Source organism: Streptomyces sp. NPDC005962 (assembly GCF_040629205.1).
In the GTDB taxonomy this organism is placed as follows: domain Bacteria; phylum Actinomycetota; class Actinomycetes; order Streptomycetales; family Streptomycetaceae; genus Streptomyces.
In genome coordinates, this window is sequence record NZ_JBEXVE010000037.1 from 13607 (window position 1) to 32217 (window position 18611).

The 18611-nt window shown below is 72.1% G+C and carries 16 protein-coding genes; 11 read left to right on the top strand and 5 right to left on the bottom strand.

Translation table 11 applies throughout. The annotated features are described in order from the left end of the window. The first annotated feature begins 117 nt into the window (after nucleotides 1-117). Complete coding sequence (dnaE, locus tag ABZ370_RS38290; protein WP_358631207.1) at nucleotides 118-3663, top strand: DNA polymerase III subunit alpha; 3546 nt, start codon at nucleotides 118-120, stop codon at nucleotides 3661-3663. A 73-nt stretch (nucleotides 3664-3736) separates the two neighbouring features. Here the strand turns inward: dnaE and ABZ370_RS38295 are convergent, their stop codons facing one another. After that, nucleotides 3737-3904 (bottom strand): hypothetical protein, encoded by a 168-nt coding sequence (locus ABZ370_RS38295; protein ID WP_358631210.1) that lies wholly within the window; start codon nucleotides 3902-3904, stop codon nucleotides 3737-3739. 255 nt (nucleotides 3905-4159) lie between these two features. On the opposite strand from ABZ370_RS38295, the gene ABZ370_RS38300 reads away from it, so the two are divergent. The 4 genes from ABZ370_RS38300 to ABZ370_RS38315 all read left to right on the top strand — a co-directional run bounded on the left by ABZ370_RS38300 (nucleotide 4160) and on the right by ABZ370_RS38315 (nucleotide 8365). Then, nucleotides 4160-5467, top strand: a complete 1308-nt coding sequence (locus tag ABZ370_RS38300) for an NYN domain-containing protein (RefSeq protein WP_358631213.1) — start codon at nucleotides 4160-4162, stop codon at nucleotides 5465-5467. Between the two features lie 217 nt (nucleotides 5468-5684). Further along, nucleotides 5685-6665 carry an ABC transporter ATP-binding protein gene (locus ABZ370_RS38305; RefSeq protein ID WP_358631415.1) on the top strand — a complete coding sequence of 327 codons (981 nt, stop codon included), beginning with the start codon at nucleotides 5685-5687 and terminating at the stop codon, nucleotides 6663-6665. Nucleotides 6666-6782: 117 nt separating this feature from the next. Then, nucleotides 6783-7625, top strand: a complete 843-nt coding sequence (locus ABZ370_RS38310; protein ID WP_358631418.1) for an ABC transporter permease — start codon at nucleotides 6783-6785, stop codon at nucleotides 7623-7625. Nucleotides 7626-7684: 59 nt separating this feature from the next. After that, nucleotides 7685-8365 carry an ABC transporter permease gene (locus tag ABZ370_RS38315; RefSeq protein WP_358631216.1) on the top strand — a complete coding sequence of 227 codons (681 nt, stop codon included), beginning with the start codon at nucleotides 7685-7687 and terminating at the stop codon, nucleotides 8363-8365. Between the two features lie 61 nt (nucleotides 8366-8426). Here ABZ370_RS38315 and ABZ370_RS38320 read toward each other — a convergent pair whose 3' ends face one another. Further along, nucleotides 8427-9452 carry a substrate-binding domain-containing protein gene (locus tag ABZ370_RS38320; protein ID WP_358631219.1) on the bottom strand — a complete coding sequence of 342 codons (1026 nt, stop codon included), beginning with the start codon at nucleotides 9450-9452 and terminating at the stop codon, nucleotides 8427-8429. 218 nt (nucleotides 9453-9670) lie between these two features. On the opposite strand from ABZ370_RS38320, the gene ABZ370_RS38325 reads away from it, so the two are divergent. From ABZ370_RS38325 to ABZ370_RS38350, 6 genes are all read left to right on the top strand, one after another. Further along, the gene (locus tag ABZ370_RS38325; protein WP_358631222.1) at nucleotides 9671-10702 is read left to right on the top strand and encodes an asparaginase; all 1032 of its coding nucleotides are present in this window, start codon (nucleotides 9671-9673) and stop codon (nucleotides 10700-10702) included. Then, nucleotides 10695-11573, top strand: coding sequence for a polysaccharide deacetylase (locus tag ABZ370_RS38330; protein WP_358631225.1), 879 nt, complete (start codon nucleotides 10695-10697; stop codon nucleotides 11571-11573). The genes ABZ370_RS38325 and ABZ370_RS38330 overlap by 8 nt, the downstream gene beginning before the upstream one ends. Nucleotides 11574-11758: 185 nt before the next feature. Next, nucleotides 11759-13108: an MFS transporter gene (locus ABZ370_RS38335; RefSeq protein ID WP_358631228.1), complete on the top strand. Its 1350-nt coding sequence runs from the start codon at nucleotides 11759-11761 to the stop codon at nucleotides 13106-13108. A gap of 38 nt (nucleotides 13109-13146) precedes the next feature. After that, nucleotides 13147-13926, top strand: a complete 780-nt coding sequence (locus ABZ370_RS38340) for an SDR family NAD(P)-dependent oxidoreductase (protein ID WP_358631231.1) — start codon at nucleotides 13147-13149, stop codon at nucleotides 13924-13926. After that, nucleotides 13923-14666: an SDR family oxidoreductase gene (locus ABZ370_RS38345; RefSeq protein WP_358631234.1), complete on the top strand. Its 744-nt coding sequence runs from the start codon at nucleotides 13923-13925 to the stop codon at nucleotides 14664-14666. The genes ABZ370_RS38340 and ABZ370_RS38345 overlap by 4 nt, the downstream gene beginning before the upstream one ends. A gap of 26 nt (nucleotides 14667-14692) precedes the next feature. Next, complete coding sequence (locus tag ABZ370_RS38350) at nucleotides 14693-15394, top strand: hypothetical protein (protein WP_358631237.1); 702 nt, start codon at nucleotides 14693-14695, stop codon at nucleotides 15392-15394. 75 nt (nucleotides 15395-15469) lie between these two features. Here ABZ370_RS38350 and ybaK read toward each other — a convergent pair whose 3' ends face one another. The 3 genes from ybaK to ABZ370_RS38365 all read right to left on the bottom strand — a co-directional run bounded on the left by ybaK (nucleotide 15470) and on the right by ABZ370_RS38365 (nucleotide 18485). Next, nucleotides 15470-15982, bottom strand: coding sequence for a Cys-tRNA(Pro) deacylase (ybaK, locus tag ABZ370_RS38355; protein ID WP_358631240.1), 513 nt, complete (start codon nucleotides 15980-15982; stop codon nucleotides 15470-15472). Between the two features lie 17 nt (nucleotides 15983-15999). Beyond that, nucleotides 16000-16740: an LON peptidase substrate-binding domain-containing protein gene (locus ABZ370_RS38360; RefSeq protein ID WP_358631243.1), complete on the bottom strand. Its 741-nt coding sequence runs from the start codon at nucleotides 16738-16740 to the stop codon at nucleotides 16000-16002. Between the two features lie 149 nt (nucleotides 16741-16889). Next, nucleotides 16890-18485, bottom strand: a complete 1596-nt coding sequence (locus tag ABZ370_RS38365) for an oxidoreductase (RefSeq protein ID WP_358631245.1) — start codon at nucleotides 18483-18485, stop codon at nucleotides 16890-16892. Between the last annotated feature and the right edge of the window lie 126 nt (nucleotides 18486-18611).

Consider the following 18611-nt stretch of genomic DNA (forward strand, 5'->3'; position numbering starts at 1 on the left):
TCTGAGGATCAACGCCTGAGGCTACTCGCCCGTGCCCGTCCGCTGTCAGTCCGGAGGGGTAACCTTCGGTCCTGTCCCACCCAGCTGTCATCGACCGTTCGCCGGAGGTCTGCCACCGTGACCAAGCCGCCCTTCACGCACCTGCATGTCCACACCCAGTACTCGTTGCTGGACGGTGCGGCGCGGCTCAAGGACATGTTCAACGCCTGCAACGAGATGGGCATGACGCACATCGCCATGACCGACCATGGCAACCTGCACGGTGCGTATGACTTCTACCAGCAGGCGACGGGCGCCGGGGTCACTCCGATCATCGGTATCGAGGCGTATGTCGCGCCGGAGTCGCGGCGCTACAAGCGGCGTGTCCAGTGGGGCCAGCCGCACCAGAAGCGCGATGACGTCTCCGGTTCCGGCGGTTACACCCACAAGACCCTCTGGGCGACCAACAAGACCGGTCTGCACAACCTCTTCCGGCTCTCCTCCGACGCCTATATGGAGGGCTACTTCGTCAAGTGGCCCCGGATGGACAAGGAGACCATCGCCCAGTGGTCCGAGGGGCTGGTCGCCTCCACCGGCTGCCCGTCGGGTGAGCTCCAGACCAAGCTGCGGCTCGGCCAGTTCGACGAGGCGGTGAAGGCCGCCTCCGAATACCAGGACATCTTCGGCAAGGACCGCTATTTCCTGGAGCTGATGGACCACGGCATCGAGATCGAGCGCCGGGTGCGGGACGGGCTGCTGGAGGTCGGCAAGAAGCTGGGCATCCCGCCGCTGGTCACCAACGACTCGCACTACACCTACTCCCGCGAGTCCGTGGCGCACGACGCGCTGCTGTGCGTCCAGACCGGCAAGAACCTCTCCGACCCGGACCGCTTCCGCTTCAACGGCACCGGCTATTACCTGAAGTCCACGGAGGAGATGTACGCCATCGACTCCTCGGACGCCTGGCAGGAGGGGTGCCGCAACACCCTCCTGGTCGCCGAGCAGGTCGACAACGCCGGCTGGTTCGACAAGCGCGACCTGATGCCGCGCTTCGACGTGCCCGAGGGGTACACCGAGGTCACCTGGTTCCAGGAGGAGGTCCGCAAGGGGATGGCCCAGCGCTTCCCCGGCGGAGTCCCCGAGGACCGGGAGAAGCTGGCCGCTTACGAGATGGACGTCATCATCCAGATGGGGTTCCCGGGCTACTTCCTCGTGGTCGCGGACTTCATCATGTGGGCCAAGAACAACGGCATCGCGGTCGGCCCGGGCCGAGGCTCTGCGGCCGGTTCGATCGTCTCGTACGCCCTGGGTATCACCGACCTCGACCCGGTCGAGCACGGGCTGATCTTCGAGCGGTTCCTCAACCCCGAGCGCGTGTCCATGCCCGATGTCGACATCGACTTCGACGAGCGTCGGCGCGGTGAGGTCATCCGGTACGTCACCGAGAAGTACGGCGCCGACAAGGTCGCCCAGATCGGCACGTACGGCACCATTAAGGCCAAGAACGCCATCAAGGACTCGGCCCGGGTGCTGGGCTATCCGTACGCGATGGGCGACCGCATCACCAAGGCCATGCCCGCCGACGTCCTCGGCAAGGGCATCCCGCTGTCCGGCATCACCGACGAGAAGCACCCCCGCTACAGCGAGGCGGGCGAGGTGCGCGGGATGTACGACAACGAGCCGGACGTGAAGAAGGTCATCGACACCGCGCGCGGTATCGAGGGCCTGGTCCGTCAGATGGGCGTGCACGCCGCGGGCGTGATCATGTCCAGCGAGACGGTGACCGACCACGTCCCGGTGTTCTCGCCGAAGAACGACGGCCAGGTCGTGACCCAGTGGGACTACCCCACCTGTGAGTCGCTGGGCCTGCTGAAGATGGACTTCCTCGGCCTGCGCAACCTCACCATCATGGACGACGCCGTCAAGATGGTGCGCGCCAACAAGGGCGTCGACCTCAAGCTGCTCGACCTCACCCTCGACGACCCCACGACCTTCGAACTCCTCTGCCGCGGCGACACCCTCGGCGTCTTCCAGTTCGACGGCGGCCCCATGCGCTCCCTGCTGCGCATGATGAAGCCCGACCACTTCGAGGACATTTCCGCCGTCTCGGCCCTCTACCGGCCGGGCCCGATGGGCATGAACTCGCACATCAACTACGCGCTGCGCAAGAACGGCCAGCAGGAGATCACCCCGATCCACCCCGAGCTGGAGGAGCCGCTCAAGGACGTCCTCGGCATCACCCACGGCCTCATCGTGTACCAGGAGCAGGTGCAGAAGGCCGCCCAGGTGCTCGCGGGGTACTCGCTCGGACAGGCCGACCTGCTGCGCCGGGCGATGGGCAAGAAGAAGCAGGAGGTCCTGGACAAGGAGTTCGTGCCCTTCCAGAAGGGCTGCCGCGAGCGCGGCTACTCCGACGCGGCCATCCAGGCGGTGTGGGACGTGCTGGTCCCGTTCGCCGGATACGCGTTCAACAAGGCGCACTCCTCCGCGTACGGTCTGGTCACCTACTGGACCGCGTACCTCAAGGCCAACTACCCGGCCGAGTACATGGCGGCGCTGCTCACCTCCGTCCGCGACGACAAGGACAAGTCGGCGGTCTACCTCAACGAGTGCCGCCGCATGGGCATCAAGGTGCTCCCGCCGAACGTCAACGAGTCCGAGGCCAACTTCACCGCCCAGGGTGACGACGTCATCCTCTTCGGTCTGACGGCGGTCCGTAACGTCGGTCAGAACGTGGTGGAAGCGATCATCCGCGGCCGCAAGTCCAAGGGGAAGTACAGCGCGTTCCCCGACTACCTGGACAAGGTCGAGGCGGTCGTCTGCAACAAGCGCACCACGGAATCGCTCATCAAGGCGGGCGCCTTCGACGAGATGGGCCACACCCGCAAGGGCCTCACCGCGCACTACGAAACGATGATCGACAACGTGGTGGCGGTGAAGCGCAAGGAGGCCGAGGGGCAGTTCGACCTCTTCGGCGGCATGGGCGGCGAGAGCGGAGACGGGGAGGCGCCGGGCTTCGGGCTCGACATCGAGTTCTCCGACATCGAATGGGACAAGGCGTATCTGCTCGCCCAGGAGCGCGAGATGCTCGGTCTCTACGTCTCCGACCATCCGCTCTTCGGCATCGAGCACGTCCTCAACGACAAGGCCGACGCCGCCATCTCCCAGCTCACCGGCGGTGAGCACGCCGACGGCGCGATCGTCACCATCGGCGGCATCATCTCCGGCCTGCAGCGCAAGATGACCAAGCAGGGCAACGCCTGGGCCATCGCGACCGTCGAGGACCTGGCCGGGTCCATCGAGTGCATGTTCTTTCCGGCCACTTATCAGCTGGTCTCCACCCAGCTCGTCGAGGACGTCGTCGTGTTCGTCAAGGGCCGCCTCGACAAGCGGGAGGACATTCCGCGGCTGGTCGCCATGGAGATGATGGTCCCCGACCTGTCCGAGGCGGGCGCCAACGCCCCCGTGACGATCACCATTCCGACCGTGAAGGTCACCCCGCCGCTGGTCGAGAAGCTGGGCGAGGTGCTGACCCACCACCGCGGTTCGACCGAAGTGCGGATCAAGCTCCAAGGAGCGCGCAAGACCACCGTGCTCCGGCTCGACAAGCACCGGGTCACCCCCGACCCGGCGCTCTTCGGCGACCTCAAGGTGCTGCTCGGGGCCTCCTGCCTGGCAGGCTGAGCACACCGGCAGGAACGACACGAGGGGCGCGCCCGGCAGCCGGGCGCGCCCCTCAACCGCTCATGGGCGGTGGTCAGTTGTGGCCGAAACTCTTCTGGCGGCCCTTGCGCGCCGTCGAGGGCGAACCCTCCGGCCGCGTCTGCTGGGACTGCGCCTCCACCGAGGACTGCTGCGCCTGGTCGGCCTGACCGCGGTTCTGCTGTTGCTGCTGCTTGCGATCGCGGTTCTTGTTCTTACCCATGGTGGTGTGCCTCCAGTTGGGATCAGCCCCCGGAAGAACAGTGACACGCCTTGGTGACCCGTGCATTTCGGGCAATTACCGTGAGTGAGAAGGGCGGTCTTGTTCAGAAGACCGTATCCGCCACGCCGGTGATCCAGTTCGGACTGATAACCCCCGTACGGTCGGGCAGACTCGAAGGGAGGACGAAGAAGAGATCCGGGGCACGGCTGTGTCGGGGGGCGACCGACGACTGGACTTCAGGAAAGAGGGTGGAACGTGGACCGCTGCGTCGTCCTGGTGGACGCCGGCTATCTGCTGGGCGCCGCCGCGAGCCTGCTTGCCGGGGAGCCCGCCCGCTCCCGTATCACCGTCGATCACGCGACCCTGATCCAGGGCCTGCGGGAGCGCGCCGAGGCCGAGACCGAGCGCCCGCTGCTCCGCATCTACTGGTTCGACGGCGCCCCCGACCGCGTACCGCAGCCCGAGCACCGGCGGCTGCGGGTGATGCCCCGCGTCACCGTCCGGCTGGGCGCGCTGACCCGTAGCGACGGCCGCTGGGCGCAGAAGGGCGTGGACGCGGCCATGCACGCCGAGCTGACCGAGCTGGCCCGCAACCGCGCCTGCTCGGACATCGTGCTGGTCACCGGGGACGGGGATCTGCTGCCCGGGCTGATGTCGGCCAAGGAGCACGGCGTCGCCGTCCACCTGTGGGCGGTCCAGGCCGCCGACGGCGACTACAACCAGTCCGAGGACCTGGTCGCCGAGGCCGACGAGCGGCGCGTCCTGGACCGGGCGTGGATCACCGGCGCGGTACGCGCCAAGGAGCTGCCCGGGCCCTGCGCCCCCACCACCGAGCCCCGCCCCGAGATCGCCGCCATCCTCGCCGCCCCGCTGCCGGAGACCGCCGCCGCGGCGGCCGCCGCGGCAGCGGCCGGAGAGCCGCCCGCTCCCCACAACGGCGCGGCGCGCGCCCCGGGAGCCGCCCCCGGCGCGTCCGGGCCGGACACCCGGACGGCGCCCGGCCCGGCCCCCGACGCCGCGCCGGACGGCGCGGCCGGGGCCGGGGCCAAGGGCGTGCCCACCCCCAAGGACCTCGCGGGCCTGGGCCGCGGGCCCGGCGCCTCCGGCGGCCCCGCCGCACAGCCCCCGGCGCCCAACGCCACCCTCCGCTGGTCCTCCGACAAGGGCTGGGTCGACCGCGGCCCGGGCTCCGGAGTGGGCGAGCCGCCGGAGACCGCCAATCTGCCCATGCTGGCCCAGCTCACCAGCGCCGAGCAGCGCTGGGCCGACCGCGAGGAGGACATCACCGCCGTCAGCGGCGACCCGTTCGAGGTCGGCCAGGTCTTCGCCCGCCGCTGGACCGAGCGCCTCTCCGACCTCGGACCGCTCCACCAGCTGTCGACGGAGTACCCGCGCATCCCGCACCGCATCGACGGCGAGCTGCTGCGCTACGCCGCCCGCTTCGGCCTGCTCGCCCACAAGGACGACCAGATCGACGAGCACGACCGGTATGCCATCCGGGCCGGGTTCTGGCGCGAGGTCGACATCCGCACCGCCGCCGAACACGCCCCGGCGGGGGAGTAGGGCCTCGGGGGTGTCCGCGAAGTCCCGTCGGGCCCGCGACGCCTGGCACGCTCCCCCAGCTACCGCTGGGAGGTGCCCCCTGACGCCGCGGGCTGACTCGACGCGACTTTGCGGACGCCCCCTGGCTCCGGGCCCCCGGGAACGGCTCCGGGGGTTTGGGCGCGTACCCTCATAGCTCGTGAGGACGGGCGCGAAACAGGCGACGGCAGGCGATGTGGTGTGCACCGTGCGCGGCCTGGTGAAGACCTATCCCGCGGCGCGTGGCCGCCGCGGTGCGCCCGCCACGCCCGAGGTCCGGGCCAGCGACGGCATCGACCTGGACGTGGTGCGCGGTGAGGTGTTCGGGCTGCTCGGGCCCAACGGGGCCGGGAAGTCGACCCTCGTACGCCAGCTCACCGGCCTGCTGCGGCCCGACGCGGGCCAGGTCCGGGTGCTCGGCCACGACCTCGTACGCCACCCCGAGCGCGCCTCCCGCCTGCTGGGCTACCTGGGCCAGGACTCCACCGCGCTCGACGAGCTGACCGTCGCGCTCGCCGCCGAGACCACCGCACGGCTGCGCGGGCTGGACGCGCGCGCGGCCCGCGCCGAGCGGGACGCGGTGATCGGGGAGCTGGGGCTCACCGGGATCGCCGGGCGGCCGCTCAAGAAGCTCTCCGGCGGTCAGCGCCGGCTGGCCTGCGTCGCCGCCGCCCTGGTGGGGGAGCGGCCGCTGCTGGTGCTGGACGAGCCGACCACCGGCATGGACCCGGTCGCGCGGCGGGCCGTATGGGCCGCCGTGGACCGGCGGCGGGCCGAGCGCGGGGTGACCGTGCTGCTGGTGACGCACAACGTCATCGAGGCCGAGACCGTCCTCGACCGGGTCGCGGTGCTCGACCGCGGCCGGGTCATCGCCTGCGACACCCCCGCCGGGCTCAAGGCGAGGGTCGCGGACGAGGTGCGGGTGGAGCTGGTGTGGCGCGCCGAGGCGCCGCTGCACATCCCCGGCGTCGCCGCGCTGCGGGACGCCGCGCACGCCTCCGGGCGGCGCTGGACGCTGCGGCTGGCCCCGGACGCGGCGCGCGCCGCGATCGCCACCGTCACCGGCGGGCCCGCCTTCGCCGCGCTGGACGACTTCACCCTCGCCACGCCCAGCCTGGAGGACGTGTACGTGGCGCTGGGCGGCCTTACGGACGGGGCGGAGGGGCTGGTGAAGACGTGAGGGACCGCAGGAGGTGAACGCGGCCGTGATCGTGTCCGTAACCAAGCCCGTGACCAAGCCAGACGGAAGAGGAGCAGCGCAGACGTGAGTGTTGTGCCCGCGCAGGCCATGCCCGGCATGCCGAAGGCCGGGGTACCGGCCGAGGAGGCCGGTGGCGCCGCGCCCCGGCCCGCCGACGGCGTCCCGGCCCCGCTCGTGGCCCCGGCGCCGCTGGCGGCCTCCGCGCGGCTGCTGCCCGCCCTGGCCGCGGTCTACCGGGCGCAGCTGTCGCGGGCGCGGGTGGCCCGGATTCCGCTGCTGTTCGTGGCGACCTTCCAGTCCGTCGGGATCATGGTCCTGATGCGCGGTGTGGTGGACGAGGGCGGCGACGCGGCGCGTTCGGTGGTCGCCGGGTCGAGCGTGCTCGTCGTGGCCTTCGTGGCGCTCAATCTGCTCGCGCAGTACTTCGGCCAGCTCCGGGCGAGCGGCGGGCTCGACCACTACGCGACGCTGCCGGTGCCGCCCGCCGCGGTGGTGCTCGGCGCGGCCGCTGCCTACGCCTCCTTCACCGTGCCCGGGACGGCCGTCACCGCGGTCGTCGGCAGTGCGCTGTTCCAGCTGCCGATGGGCCACCTGTGGGTGCTCGCCGCGGTGGTCCCGCTCTCCGGCGCCGCCCTCGCGGGTCTGGGCGCGGCACTCGGACTGCTCGCGCCGCGCCAGGAACTGGCCACGCTGTGCGGGCAGTTGGGGATGTCGGCCGCGCTGCTGCTGGGAGTGCTGCCCGCCGACCGGATGCCGGAGGTAGTGTCGTACGCGCGTGATCTGCTGCCGTCGACGTACGGTGTGGAGGCCCTGGCCCGGTCCTTCGACGGACAGCCCGACTGGCTGGCGGTCTGCGCCGACCTCGGGGTGTGCGCGGGGGTGGCCGTGGTGTCGCTCGCCGCCGCGACCTGGGCCTATCGCAGGGCTGCCGTGCGGTGACGCGCCGCAGCAGACCTCCCGCCGACCGAAGTACGCCATCCGCCTGGCACGATGACGGAGTGACCGCACCGTTGACGCCACATGATCAGCCCTCGCCGCACGATGGCTCCGAGCCCGGCCAGCCCGCATCGGGCGAACCGGCCGCGCAGGGGCATCCCGAACCGTATCCCGCCGAGGAGTCCGAGCCCGCCGAGCACTCCGAACCGGGGGAAGAGCTGCGGGCCGAGCTGGTCCAGGCCTCCGTGGCGGCGATCGCGGTGGCGGTCGCGGGCGTCCTGCTCGGGCTGCTGTGGCTGTGGCTGGCGCCCCGGGTGTCGCTGATCTCGGACGGCAAGGCCGTCTATCTGAAGAACTCCGAAGGCGAGGACGCGATCGGCGCGGACGGGGTGTTCGTGCTGGCCGCGCTGGCCTTCGGGTTCGTCTCGGCGGCGCTGACGTTCCTGTTCTGCCGTCGCGGCGGGGTCGCCCTGGTGGTCGGGCTGGCCATCGGCGGCGTACTCGGCTCGGTGATCGCCTGGCGGCTGGGCGTCTGGCTCGGGCCGTCCACGGACGTCGTGGCGCACGCCCGGCAGGTCGGCAAGGGCGTCGCGTTCGACGCGCCGCTGAAGCTGAACGCGAAGGGCGCGCTGCTGGCGTGGTCGGTGGCCGCGATGGTCGTGCATCTGGCCCTGACCGGCTTGTTCGGCCCCCGCGACGAGGAAGAGACCTACTACCAGGCCTCGACTTCGACCACCGCGTAGCCCGCCCAGCCCGCGTAACCCTCGTAACGGCGCCGGGCACTCCCTCGAAACGGCGCCGGGCTTAACGCCTCGGCGCGCTGGAGGCGCGGACGACCAGTTCCGGGCGCAGGCGCTCGGACTCGACCGGTTCGCCCTCCAGCAGCCGGGACAGCAGTCGCAGGCCCCGGCGGCCCATCTCCAGCATGGGGGAGCGGACGGTCGTCAGCGGCAGCGGCAACTCCGCCGCCAATGGGGTGTCGTTGAACCCCACCACGGCCACATCGGCGCCCGCCCGCAGGCCCCGGTCGCGCAGGGCGCCGATCGCGCCGATGGCCGCGAAGTCGTTCACCGCGAACACCGCCGTCGGCGGCTCCGGGGTGTCCAGCAGCCGCGCCGTGGCGGCGTGTCCGCCGGATACGTCGAAGCGGGACCGCGCGATCCGGTGGGGCGGAATCGGCAGCCCCGCCTCCCGGTAGCGGTCCACCAGGCCCGCCGTACGGTCGATGCCGGTGCTCGCGTACGGCTCGCCCGCGACGACCGCGACATCGCGGTGGCCCAGCTCCAGCAGATGGTCGGCGACCAGCCGCCCGCCCAGGTAGTCGTCGCAGGTCACCGACGGGTGGTCACCACAGGTCCGGCTGACCAGGACGAACGGGATGCCGCGCCCGGCCACCTCGGCCAGGAAGCGCCCGTCCGCGTGGGCGTCGCCGAAGATCATGCCGTCGACGCGCCGCCCGATGACCATGTTGGTGCGGCTGCGCTGGGCCTCGGGGCGGTCGCCGGTGTTGGCGACGAACGTCGACAGGCCCTGCTCGGCGGCGGCCTCCTCGATGCCCTCGTAGATCGTGGCGAGCACGATGTCCGACAGCCGGGGGACCAGGACGCCGACCAGATTGCTGCGCCGGGTGCGCAGGCTGGTGGCGTGGGGGTTGGGCTGATAGCCCAGCTCGTCGGCGAGCCTGCGGACCCGCTCCACGGTGTCGGCGGAGGCGGCGCGCAGGCTCTCGTCCGGCTTCGCGTGCAGCACCCGGGAGACGGTCGAGACGTGCAGACCGAGCTGATCGGCGATGGTCCGCAGGGTGACCGGTCGTGCTTGCTGCGTGCCCACTTCGGCTTGGCCTCCGGTTGTCCCGCTGCCGCACCCCGGCCCCCGGTACAGCGAACGAACGTGATGGTAACAGCGGACCTCTTGACACCCGTGGCCGGTGACACACATCCTACCCAAACGATTGCCCCAAACGATTGGGCGCAACATTGAGCCACTCAAGGCGTGGCTTCCGGCCACGTGTCGCGGCGTATTCGCGCCACATCATTGGAGGAGGCAGGGTGCGCAGGATCGTCGTACTGTCGACGGGCGGGACCATTGCCACCCGCCAGGACGCCCATGGCACCCGGCTCGCCGCCGATCCGGCGGACGCCCTGCTGGACCGGCTTCCACGGCCCCCGGGGGTGCCGGTCGAGACGCGCGACGTCTTCTGCCTGGGCAGCTATCTGCTGACCCCGGCCGATATGCGCGAGGTCGCCGTGGCCGCCCACGAGACGCTGGCCGACGAGAGCGTCCGGGGCGTGGTGGTGACCCACGGCACCGACAGCCTGGAGGAGACCGCGTACCTCCTCGACCTCTTCCACGCCGACCCCCGGCCCGTGGTGTTCACCGGCGCGATGCGCCCGGCGGACGCCCCGGACGGCGACGGCCCGCGCAACCTCGCCGACGCCATCGCGGTCGCGAACGCCGCCCGCGCCCGGGACCTCGGCGTGCTGATCTCCTTCGACGGCCGGATCTACCCCGCCCGCGGCACCCGCAAGGCCCACACCGTGGCCCCGGCCGCGTTCGCCGCCCCCGACGGCGGCCCGCTGGGGCGGGTGGCCGACGGCGAGGTGGAGATCACCGCGGCCCCGCTGCGCCCCAAACCGCTCGACCTCGCGGCCTTCCGCCCCGAGGAGCCCGAGCGCATCCGTACCGACATCGTCGCGGTCTACCCCGGCTGCGACATCCGGGCCCTGCGCGCGGTGGCCGACGCGGGCGCCCGCGCGGTGGTCCTCGAAGCCACCGGCGCGGGCAACGCCAACCCGCAGGTCGCCGCCGAGGTCGCCCGGCTCGTCGGCTCCGGAGTCGTGGTCGCGCTCTCGACCCGCGTCCATGCCGGTCCGGTCGCCGCGGTATACGGCAACGGCGGCGGCGCCGACCTGGTCCGGGCCGGGGCCGTACCCACCGGCACCCTGCGTCCTTCCCAGGCGCGGGTCCTGCTCACCGCCCTGCTCGGGTGCTACGGCGACCCGGCGCGGGTGCGGACCGCACTCGAAACCGCACTGCACACAGCACTGGAAACATCATCCGAGAGGAACCAGCATGGCTAAAGAGATCTTTGTGGCGTTCGGCGTCGACGTCGACGCGGTGGCGGGCTGGCTGGGCAGCTACGGCGGCGAGGACTCGCCCTGTGACATCTCCCGCGGCCTGTTCGCCGGGGAGGTCGGAGTGCCGCGGCTGCTGCGCCTGTTCGAGCGGAAGGACCTGCGCACCACCTGGTTCATCCCCGGCCACTCCCTGGAGACCTTCCCCGACCAGACCCGCGCGGTGGTCGACGCCGGTCATGAGATCGGCGCCCACGGCTACTCGCACGAGAACCCGATCGCGATGACCCGGGCGCAGGAGAGTGCCATCCTGGACCGCGGCATCGAGCTGATCGAGAAGGTCGCGGGACGCCGCCCGACCGGCTACGTCGCCCCCTGGTGGGAGTTCTCGCCGGTGACCAACGAGCTGCTGATCGAGCGCGGCATCTCGTACGACCACTCCCTGATGCACAACGACTTCACGCCCTATTACGTGCGCGTCGGTGACAGCTGGACGAAGATCGACTACTCGCGGCCGGCCGAGGAGTGGATGAAGCCGCTGGTCCGCGGCGAGGAGACCGATCTGGTCGAGATCCCGGCCAACTGGTACCTCGACGACCTGCCGCCCATGATGTTCGTCAAGGCCAGCGCCAACAGCCATGGCTTCGTCAGCCCGCGCGAGCTGGAGCAGACCTGGCGCGACCAGTTCGACTGGGTCTACCGCGAGATGGACTACGCGGCCTTCACCATGACGATCCACCCCGATGTCTCGGGCCGCCCCCAGACGCTGCTCATGCTGGAGCGGCTCATCGAGTACATCAGCGGCCACGAGGGTGTGCGCTGGTCGACCTTCGACGAGATCGCCACCGACTTCAAGGCCCGCTCCCCCCGGGCCTGACCGCCCTCTCGGTTCTCCCCGTCCCCCCGTCCCCCGCTTTCCCTCTCGCCATCGGCCCCCATGCGCGGTCACCCCGCGCCGGGCACGGCACCCGGCCCCACCCCGGCCGCAGAAGCATTCCCTCCCCTTTCACCGCGCCCCGCGACGGCGCGGCGAAACCCCGCTTCCGACAAGGGGCATCCGCCATGACCACCGTCCCCTCCCAGCACAGAGACACCCCCGCCGACACCCGCATACCCGCCCGCCGTCTGCCCCGCATCGGGGTGCGTGCCACGCGCAAGGCGACCGCCATCGCCTTCTGCGCCTGGGTGTTCGCCGTCTACGACTACATCCTGTTCGGCACCCTGCTGCCCGAGATCTCCACCCGCTTTGGCTGGAGCGAGGAGCGGGCGGCGCTGGTCTCCACCCTGATCTCCGTCGGCACCGCCGTCGTCGTCCTCGGCGTCGGCCCGCTCGTCGACCGGCTCGGGCGCCGCAAGGGCATGATCCTCACCGTCTCGGGCACCGCCCTGGCCTCCGCCGCCTCGGCCGTCACCCCCGGCGCCGGCTATCTGGTCGGCGTCCGCTCGATCGGCGGTCTCGGCCTGTCCGAACAGGCCGTCAACACGACCTATCTGAACGAGATCTACGCCGTCACCGAGGACGAGGCGATCAAGAAGCGCCGCGGCTTCGTCTACAGCATGGTGCAGTCCGGCTGGCCCGTGGGCACCCTGGTCGCGGCCGCGTTCGTCGCCGTCTTCCTGCCGCTCGTCGGCTGGCGCGGCTGCTTCCTGCTCGCCACCTTCCCCGCCCTCGTCATCGCCCTGCTGCGGCGCGGCCTGCCGGAGACCCCGCAGTTCGAACTGGAGAAGCGGCTGCGGGTCCTGCGGAAGGAGGGCAAGGAGACGGAGGCGCGGCAACTCGCCGCCGAGTACGGCGTGGACGAGACCCCCGGCACCCCGCTGCTGGAGATCTTCCGCGGCCGGGCGCGGCGCAACACCCTGGTCCTCAGCTTCGCCTGGCTCGCCAACTGGTTCGGCATCCAGATCTTCAGCGTGCTCGGCACCACGGTGCTCACCAAGGCCAAGGGCGTCAGCTTCGAGGGCTCCCTGCTGCTGTTCATCGTCATCAACGCCGTCGGCTTCGCGGGCTACCTCTTCCACGGCTGGGCCGGTGACCGCTTCGGCCGCCGCAACGTCATCGCCTTCGGCTGGATTCTCTCGGGCATCCTCTTCGCGCTCATGCTCACCGTCGCGCACGGCACCGGGCCCGTGGTGGCGCTCTACTCCCTCGGGATGTTCTTCCTGATCGGCCCGTACGCGGCGATGCTCTTCTACATGGGCGAGTGCTACGACACCCGCTGCCGGGCCACCGGCACCTCCTTCATCAACGCCTTCAGCCAGCCCGGGGCCGTCATCGCCGGTGCCCTCGCCACCACGATGCTCGCCTCCGGCGCCCACTGGGACCAGACCGCGCTGCTCATCGGCGCCGCCGGAACGTTCCTCTCCGGCTTCGTGATGTTCGCGGCCCGCCGGGTCGACACCGTCGAAGCCTGAACTCCCCGCCGCCCGAACCCCACCCAGGAGTCCTTTCAGTGACGCAGAACGATCAGCCACAGCGGCCGGTCGCCGTGATCACCGGCGCGGCCAGCGGCATCGGCCGCGCGCTCGCCGTCGCCTATGCGCGCCGCGGCGTACGCACGGTGCTCGGCCACTACCCCGGTGACCCCCACGACCCGGAGGAGACCGAACGTCTGGTGCGGGAGGCGGGCGGCGAGTGCGTACGGCACGCGGTGGACGTACGCGACCCGGCGGCCGTCGAGTCGTTCGCGGAGGCCGCCCTCACCGCGTACGGCCGCCTGGACATCGCCGTGGCGAACGCCGGGGTGCTGCGCCGGGCGCCGCTCGCCGAACTCACCGACGAGGCCTGGGACGACATGCTCTCCGTCGACCTCACCGGGGTGCTGCGCACCCTGCGCTCCGCCGCCGGGCGCATGTCCGGGCCGGGCGCGATGATCGCCGTCTCCTCCATCGCGGGCGGCGTCTACGGCTGGGGCGACCACGCCCACTACGCCGCCGCCAAGTCCGGAGTGCTGGGGCTGTGCCGGAGCCTGGCCGTCGAACTCGCCCCGCGCGGCATCCGCGTCAACGCGGTGATCCCCGGGCTCATCGTCACCCCGCAGTCCTCCGACCCGGTCAACTCCCTCGGCCCCGACGGGCTCGCCCGCGCCGCCGGTTCCATCCCGTGGGGGCGGGTCGGGCGGCCCGAGGAGGTCGCCTCCGCGATCGCCTATCTGACCTCCGAGGACGCCTCGTACGTCACCGGGCAGAGCCTCGTGGTGGACGGCGGACTCACCGTCAGGATGCCCGCATGAGCGCCGGGGCGCTGGACGGGCGCACCGCGCTGGTCACCGGCGGGGCCAGCGGTATCGGCCGGGCCATCGCGCAGGCCTACGTACGCGAAGGCGCCCGCGTGGTGATCGCCGACCGCGACGCGCCCCGCGCCGCGGACGCGGCCGCCGGGACCGGCGCGGCGGGGCACGCCGCGCTGGACGTCACCGACCCCGCCGCCGTCGAGGCCGTGTCGGCCGCGGTGGCGCGGGAGCACGGCGGCATCGACATCCTGGTCAACGCCGCGGGCATCCTCACCGAGGCGCCGCTGACCGAGATGGACCCGCGGCTGTGGTCGGAGACCCTCGCCGTCGACCTCACCGGGGTCTTCCTGTGCTGCCGTTACGTCGTCCCGGGGATGGCCGAACGCGGCTGGGGGCGGGTCATCAACATCGCCTCCCAGCTGGGCATCAAGGGCGGCCGCTCGCTGTCCCACTACGCGGCCGCCAAGGCCGGGGTCATCGGGCTGACCAAGTCCCTCGCCCTGGAGGTGGCAGAACGCGGCGTCCTGGTGAACGCCATCGCACCGGGCCCCGTCGACACCCCGATGGTCGCCGGGATCACCGCCGAGTGGAAGGCCGCCAAGCAGGCCGAACTCCCCCTGGGCCGCTTCGGCCGCCCCGAAGAGGTGGCCCCCACCGCCGTCCTCCTGGCCTCCGACCCCGGCGGCAACCTCTACGTCGGCCAGACGCTGGGGCCCAACAGCGGCGACGTCATGCCGTAATGCCGTAGGAGTAAGGAGGTGGCCGGATGTGCGGGGCGTGTGGTGAGCGGGGCGCGTTCGACTGGGCCCGGCCGTGGACCGCCGGGCTCGCCGCCCGCCGGGCGGTGGCCGTCGCGGCGGCGCGGGCGGGCGACCGGCGCGGGCTGCGGGTAGTGGCGGACGGCGGCGGGTGGCTGGTGAGCGGGCCCACCGGGGCCACTGCCGCCTGCGACGGGCTCGGTGCGCTGGTCGCGGCCGTACGGCGCTGGGCCGGGGAGCCCGCGCCGCTGGACCGGGGCCGGTCCTCCGGGCCGCTGTCGGTGCCGGATGAGCCGGATGGGGGTGACGGCCGTACCGGGGTCGTGCTGCGCGTACGCCCCGGCGGTGCCCGCTGTGCCGACGCGGCGCTGGATGGTCCCGGGCGGGAGGCGGTCGTGGCGGGCGAGGCCACGGCCCGCGCCGTCATCGCCGCCCTGGCCTCGCCTCGTTGGTCCCCGCGCCACTATCTGGAGCGGGTCGAGGGCGTGGCCGCCGCCTGGGGACGCCCGGCAGCCGGTGCGCGCCCCGAACCCGCCGGGCTCGCCGCCGACGTACTGCTCCGGCTGGAGTGGACGCGCCAGAGCGGACGGCTGGACGGCACGGCCCTCGCGCTGCGCGGACCGCTCGCGCCGGGCGCGGAGTACGACGTGGAGGTCCGCGACGGGTACGTGGTGCGGGCCAGGACCTGCTGGACCCTGCCGCCCGCGTAGCGCTGTCCGCCCGCGTGGCGCCGTCCGGCCGGGACGGTCGGGCTCGCGGGGGGCCGCTCGCTCCGTGCGGGTTCGCTACTCCCCGAACCGCGCGATCGGCGCCACCACCGCGTCCGTCAGTGACGCCAGGTCCTTCGGGGACAGCTCGACCTCCAGACCCCGGCGGCCCGCCGAGACGCAGACCGTCTCATGGGCGTCGGCGGAGGCGTCCAGCGCGGTCGGCAGCCGCTTGCGCTGGCCGAGCGGGGAGATGCCGCCGCGTACGTAGCCCGTGGTGCGCTCGGCCGCCGCCGGGTCCGCCATGGTGGCGCGCTTGCCGCCGACCGCGGCGGCGAGCGCCTTGAGGTCGAGCGAGGCCGATACGGGCACGATGGCGACCGTGAGCCGGTCGTCGACGCTCGCGATGAGGGTCTTGAACACCCGGCCCGGCTCCACGCCCAGCGCCTGCGCGGCCTCCTCGCCGTACGAGGGGGCGGCGGGGTCGTGGTCGTAGGAGCGCACGGTGAAGGCCGCGCCCGCCGCGGTGAGGGCGGTGGTGGCGGGGGTTCCGGTGGTTCCGGGGGAGTTCTTCTTGGACTTCTTCGCCATCTTCAGGTGAGTCCGCGTCAGTTGGGGCTGGTGGGGCGGCGGGTGAGTTCGACGGCGGGCAGGGACGGGAGCTTGCCGATGACCGCGCTCTCGGCGCGCAGCACCTTCAGCTCCTCGGCCAGCCGGCTCGCCGTATCGGGTGCCTGGAGCAGCCGCTGCTTGGCGGGGGTGTCGAGCACGGCGGCGGCCGCGACCAGATAGGAGAGCACCGAGGGCTCGCCCGGCAGGTCCTGCTCGGTGGCGAGGGTGCGCTCCCGGGCGCCCGCGAGCCGCTTCTGGTAGGTGCGGAAGGCCCGTACCACCCCGGAGGCCAGCGCTCCGGCGCCGTCGCCCGGCTCCTCCTCCAGCTCGTTGACCTCGCCCACGAGGTAGGGGCCGGTGGAGTCCACGGACAGCAGTTCGAAGCGGGTGGTGCCGGTGGCCAGCACCTCGAAGGTGCCGTCCTCCTGCTCCCGGATGGTGGCCGCGTCCGCGACACACCCCACTCCGTAGAACGAGGTGGCCGGGTCCGGGCCGAAGCCCGCCGCCGGGCCCCGGTCGGGCGTGGGCGCCGACTCCGGGAGGCCGATCGCGCTGGGCGCGACCTCATGGCCGTCCCTGATGGCGATCACCCCGAACCGGCGCGGTGCGTCCTCGGGAAGCGCCGAAAGATCGCGCATCAGGGAGCGGTACCGCTGTTCGAAGACGTTCAGGGGCATGACGAGCCCCGGGAACAGCACCGTGTTCAGCGGGAAGAGCGGAAGGCGCGCGGAGGTCACGGGGCGTAAGCCTAATGGCCGCGCGTGGGTCTCATCACGGGCGGCGCAACCGGCGGCACGATGGGCGGCGTGACGGGCAGCACAACCGGCGGCGCCAGTAGCGGCACCGGGCGCGCCGGTAGCGGCACAACCGGCGGCGCGGCGCCCGCTCACTGGCGGCGCAGCAGCCGGGACGCACCGGCCGCGACGGTGGTGGCCAGCACCCAGCCGAGCAGGATCATCACGATGGACGCCCACTGGATCGCGCCCGAGGGTTTCCAGTAGCCGTCCTGGCCCAGGTTGATGACCGGGATCAGCAGATCGAGCGCGTACAGCGAGGCGTTCCAGTGCGGGGTCTCACCGGGTTTGATGGCCTCCGGTCTGTTGTGCGCGAAGAACACCGAGCCGACCGCCCACAGCACCGCCATCCACACCGCCGCCCGGCCGGGCCGGTAGCCGTAGGCCACGGTCCAGTCCTGCAGATAGCCCCACATCTTCCCGGCGAGCGGCAGCGTTTCGCGGCGGCGGCGCTGCTTGGCGAGCTGCACCTCGCGCGCGTCGGCGTCCTCGCCGCTGGCCCGCATCGTGTTGGCCAGCATCTCGTACGGCTCGGGCGCGTACTCGGGGGTCGCGGCGGCCACCCACTCCAGCCGCCGGGACAGCGGGAAGTGGCCGCGCGGGATCAGGTTCTCGTAGGAGAAGCCCGCCATGGTCAGCCCGCCCGGCCCCGGCCAGCTCACCGACTTGTCGACGAGGTTGACCACCTTGGCCCCGGACAGGATCACCCGGCCGCGCTGCGGCCGCTCGCCCAGGAAGCGCAGCTCGGGCGTCTGCACCCGGCGCAGCGACAGCTCCTGGTCGTTCTCCATGACGAAGCGGGCCTGGTCGAAGTCGATGGCGTCGCCGATGCGCCCGTCGTCCAGCCGGATGCCGCCCTCGCATTCGAAGCGCTGGATGCGGGTGCCGCGGGTCGGCGTGCTGGTGGTGCCGTACGGCGGTGTCGAACCGCTGGAGTGGGTGCTCAGCCCGCCCGCGGTGAGGTACAGGCTGCGCTCGACGGTCAGCTGCGGCGCGTTCAGCGCGCGCCGCCCGTACGGGTTGCGCAGGCGGCTGCCGCGCAGGCTGAGCGACACGCCGATCTGGGCGCCGCGCAGACTGATCTCGCCGTACGACTCGATCATGTCGGCCTGGAAGTCCTGCGCCACGGTCAGCCCGTCGGCCGTGATCGACATGCCCCGGCGGTCCCGGCGCACGATCAGCTGGTTCAGGAGTAAATCGGTGCCGATGTGGGCGTCGGTGAGCCGGATGCCGTGGTCGACCACGCAGCGCGGCAGATGCAGATCGCCCTCGGTGCTCAGCCGGGCCGCCTCCAGCCGGGGGAGCGAGCAGCCCACCAGGCGGAGGGTGGTGAAGTGGGATTCGGGGAGCAGCACCTCCCGCTCGAAGCGGCAGTTCTTCAGCTCCACATAGGGGTCGATGGTGCCGCCGGCCAGGTCCAGGGTGCCGGTGATGTGCACCCCGTTGAGCTTGAGCGCCGCCACCCGGCCGGGCTGGGCGGCCGGTCCGTTCAGCAGCAGGAGGGCGACGACCCGGGCGCGGACGCTGCGCTCCGGGCCCCAGGCGTACGGGCCGGAGGGGTCGTTCCGCTGGGGGTGGGAGGTGCGCAGATCGTGGGTGCTGCCGTTGCGGAACGCCTGCCACATGCCCCACTCGGCGGTGGTCAGGTCCAGCCCCGGGGGAGGATCGCCGTCGTGTGGCTCGGTCACAGCCGTGTGCCTCCTGTCCTCCGTATCCCCGTACGGATCACATTCCCGCTGAGTAACCGCTTGAACGCCAACGGTCAGGATCAACTTAGGGGGTCCGTATCACGCACTGATACGGGGGGCGGGGCG